At 38.0% G+C, this 3910-nt stretch carries 4 protein-coding genes; all 4 read left to right on the top strand.

Annotation, left to right across the window (positions count from 1 at the left end; translation table 11 throughout):
* The first annotated feature begins 240 nt into the window (after positions 1-240).
* Complete coding sequence (locus tag AFK68_RS06930; RefSeq protein WP_094672127.1) at positions 241-1710, top strand: leucyl aminopeptidase; 1470 nt, start codon at positions 241-243, stop codon at positions 1708-1710.
* 928 nt (positions 1711-2638) lie between these two features.
* Complete coding sequence (locus AFK68_RS06925) at positions 2639-2911, top strand: hypothetical protein (RefSeq protein WP_094672126.1); 273 nt, start codon at positions 2639-2641, stop codon at positions 2909-2911.
* Positions 2912-3170: 259 nt separating this feature from the next.
* Positions 3171-3578: a hypothetical protein gene (locus tag AFK68_RS06920; RefSeq protein WP_094672125.1), complete on the top strand. Its 408-nt coding sequence runs from the start codon at positions 3171-3173 to the stop codon at positions 3576-3578.
* A 52-nt stretch (positions 3579-3630) separates the two neighbouring features.
* A complete protein-coding gene (locus AFK68_RS06915; RefSeq protein ID WP_094672124.1) occupies positions 3631-3846 on the top strand; it encodes a hypothetical protein in 216 nt (71 codons plus the stop codon).
* The last annotated feature ends 64 nt before the right edge of the window (positions 3847-3910 follow it).

Genomic DNA, 3910 nt, shown 5'->3' with positions numbered 1-3910 from the left:
ATTCAAATTCGATCGACATAAATTTTATTTGAACTTATACAGTGATTAATCAATCCATAAATATCATAAAAATTTGTTATATATTTTTAATTATAAAAAAAACATTTTTTGAGTGAGAATAGAATACTAGAAGTAAGTCCTGAAATGCTTTATATCTTAATTTTGGTAACTATTGCTGAAATGTCGATACATTCAGAAAACAGATTAAGATAATCTATTACTGCTAAAGAGGAAATCAACATGGAAATTAAAGCAACCACTACACCTCAGTTAGAATGGACCGGAGATGCCCTAGCCATTGGTTTATTTGAGGATGCCACAGAATTAACCGGGGATATGGCCAAATTGAACGAAATGTTAGCTGGTACTTTATCTGAATTAATTGAAGAAACAGAATTTAAAGGTAAAGCCAACAGCAGTGCTTCAACTCGTGTCGGTAGTAATAGCCCCATAAGGAAAATTATTATAGTTGGCCTAGGTAAATCAGAGGAGTTAAAATTAGATACTCTACGCCAAGCAGCAGCTACCTCTGGACGTTTGGCAAAAAAGGAGAGATGTAAAACTCTTGGCATTAGTCTGCCAATGTGTCAAGATGCTAATGCTACAGCTACAGCTATGACTGAAGGTATTGAATTAGCTCTCCATAAAGATAATCGCTTTAAATCTGAACTGGAAAATCAAGGGCCAGATGTAGAAACAGTAGATTTAATTGGTTTAGCTGGTTCCGATGAAGCGATCGCCCGCGCCCGACAAATTTGTTCAGGAGTCATCCTTGCTAGGGAACTTGTAGCAGCTCCCGCTAATTCCTGCACCCCAATAACTATGGCTGAAACTGCTGAAGCTTTAGCTAAAGAGTTTGGTCTAGCTCTAGAAATTCTAGAAAAAGAAGATTGTGAAAAACTAGGTATGGGAGCTTTTCTGGGAGTTGCTAAAGCTTCTGACTTGCCACCAAAATTTATTCATATCACTTATAAACCAGAAGGTACTCCTCGTCGCAAGTTAGCAATAGTAGGAAAAGGTTTAACTTTTGACTCCGGTGGTTTAAACCTAAAAGTTTCTGGTAGTGGCATTGAAATGATGAAATTTGATATGGGTGGAGCAGGTACAACTTTTGGTGCTGTTAAGGCGATCGGTCAGTTAAAACCGGATGTGGAAGTTCATTTTATCAGCGCTGTTACGGAAAATATGATTAGTGGTCACGCCATGCACCCTGGTGATTTTCTGACTGCTTCCAATGGTAAAACTATTGAAGTTAACAACACAGATGCAGAAGGGCGTTTGACTTTAGCAGATGCCTTAGTCTTTGCTGAAAAATTGGAAGTAGATGCAATTGTAGATTTAGCAACTCTTACTGGTGCTTGTGTTGTGGCATTAGGTAATGATATTGCTGGTTTGTGGAGTCCTAATGATGACTTAGCAGCTCAACTAACAGCAGCAGCAGAAAAAGCTGGAGAGAAAATCTGGCAGATGCCTTTGGAAGAAAAATATTTCGAGGGTTTGAAAGCTATGCACGCTGATATGAAAAATACTGGTCCGCGCCCTGGTGGTGCTATTACCGCAGCTTTATTTTTGAAGCAGTTTGTTAAAGATACACCTTGGGCACATATAGATATTGCGGGTCCAGTTTGGATAGATGCAGAAAGTGGTTACAATAATCCTGGTGCAACTGGTTATGGTGTTCGGACTCTAGTTAATTGGGTTTTAAGTTAGAGAGTCCTTGTAGAACCTACTTGAGAGCTATTAAAAGTAGAGGTGGGAGTTTGGGAAGTGTGGGAAGTGTGGGGAGATGCGGAGATGAGGGCATTTTTCTACTTTTTTCCCCTATTTTATTTCTCAATTCCTGACTCCTGACTCCTGTCTCCTTTGGTAAAAACTCTCACCTTTGCGGAGATACGGTTAGGGCTTCTATAAATAGAAGAGGGAGTGTGAGGAGTATTTTTCAACATGGGTGTCTATTTTTTTCCCTATATTTCATAACTCCCTACTCCCTACTCCCTCTTTTCCGGAGATGTCTATTGCTGATGTATAGCAATGAGCGCTGCTATATTTACAAATTGTAGTAGGGGCCAAGCAGCTCAAAGTCTTATACTATCGGCAATTTATTCCCCCTGTTGCCTGTTGCCTGTTGCCTGTTCCCGGAGCACAGCGCTATAGAATTGAACTAAGTAGGTACTTGTTCTGAGGAAAATTGTCAATCAAGTTTAGGTTCCCCCTACTCCGTAGAGACGTTCCATGGAACGTCCCTACCTAAATTTTTTATTGTGGTTATTCAAACAGACATAATAGACATCTCCAAAAACAAAAAATAAAATCAATTATTATCGATCATTTATCGATTATTTTTCTCTGTTCCCTCTTTTATGGAGATATCTATTAGACATCTCCATAAAATAAACTTGCTCTTTGTTTAAGATAAATAAGAGAAGTAGAATTCACTGAAACAAATCATTTTTCGTACCTTTGACGTAAAAATTTTTCCCTATTTCCTATTCCATATTCCCTATTATGCACAAAAAGTCTATAATCTTTTTCACGCCTATGTCTAATATTAATCAACTAAATAAACGCTCTAGGTAGGGGCTTGGTAAGTAAGCCCCTACAATATCAAACTTCCCTGATACCTTAATGAAAAAATACTATGTTAAGACGTAATTTTCTTTGGTATTTACTCCTCTTTGCTTCTAGTTGTACAGCAGCCACAAATAATCAGCCTAGCAATAATAATTCTCTTGTTAAGGAGAAAGATAAACTGCTATTTGCAGTGAGCGATGTTTTAAGTCTTGAGGAATTAAAGAGTGATTATGAACCATTTAGAATTGCTTTGGAGGAGGTTTTAGACACAAAAACAGACTGCTACAAGCTATCCTCTCTGTGCCAGGTTTTGCTTCTAAATTCAAAGATGCTACCCTAGCTCCTGCTAAAGATAGTGACTATNGAATTAAAGAGTGATTATGAACCATTTAGAATTGCTTTGGAGGAGGTTTTAGACACAAAAACAGACTGCTACAAGCTATCCTCTCTGTGCCAGGTTTTGCTTCTAAATTCAAAGATGCTACCCTAGCTCCTGCTAAAGATAGTGACTATGACATGATTCGTGAAGTTTATAAAGCGATGGGAGAAGATGATTTTCTTAAGTAATGCAGATAACAAACTACTGATGAGGTATCGGTATGAAAACTGGAAAACTTTTCTCTCTGGTTAGGCGCTGGAGTAAAGGTTTAACTATTGCCCAAAAAATTGGCTATGGTTATTCTTTAGCAGTTGGTATTGCTGTGTTGGGTACAATGCTCGGACTAACTGTAGGAGATTATTACCAAAGACAAGCCCAAGAGGAACTAACATTTAGACAAAATGAGTTGAGTCTATTAAAGGAATTAGAAAGTGCTATTTGGCAGGTGCAATTCCATCCTCAACAACTAGCTGCTGTCGTTGGTATTCCTATAGAAGCCCTGAAAGGATCTATAAAATTAGCTGGAGAGATGGGGGAATGGGGAGATGGGGAGATGATGAAGCAAGGGGCTATTTTTATACTTTTTTCCCTATTCTATTTCACCGAAATTCTGATTCCTAACTCCTAACTCCTGTCTCCTGTCTCCTGTCTCCTAATCCTCACTTTTGCTCATATTCCAAATGGGTTCTATATGGTTTAAGTATGAAACAACTAAATTTTTGGGGAAGAGTAAGCAATTAAAAAAAGTAATGGTTGCTCTCAACGATCTGATTGAAAATCAATCAAATCAATTAGTCATGAAGCCAGAAGTTTTTCAGGAAGTATTGCAAAGTTATCGTCAGACATGGGATTTGTTTGTATGCTCAATTAAGGCTTTGTTGCATGAAAGTATATAGCTGTCGCACAAGCAAGTGCATATGTACAATAATAACGTGCGGAAACTACTCTAACTATTGGACA

This window comes from Hydrocoleum sp. CS-953 (assembly GCF_002260545.1).
In the GTDB taxonomy this organism is placed as follows: Bacteria; Cyanobacteriota; Cyanobacteriia; order Cyanobacteriales; family Microcoleaceae; genus Trichodesmium.
Note: the sequence above shows the minus strand (reverse complement) of the source record. Positions and strands in the feature narration are given on the sequence as shown.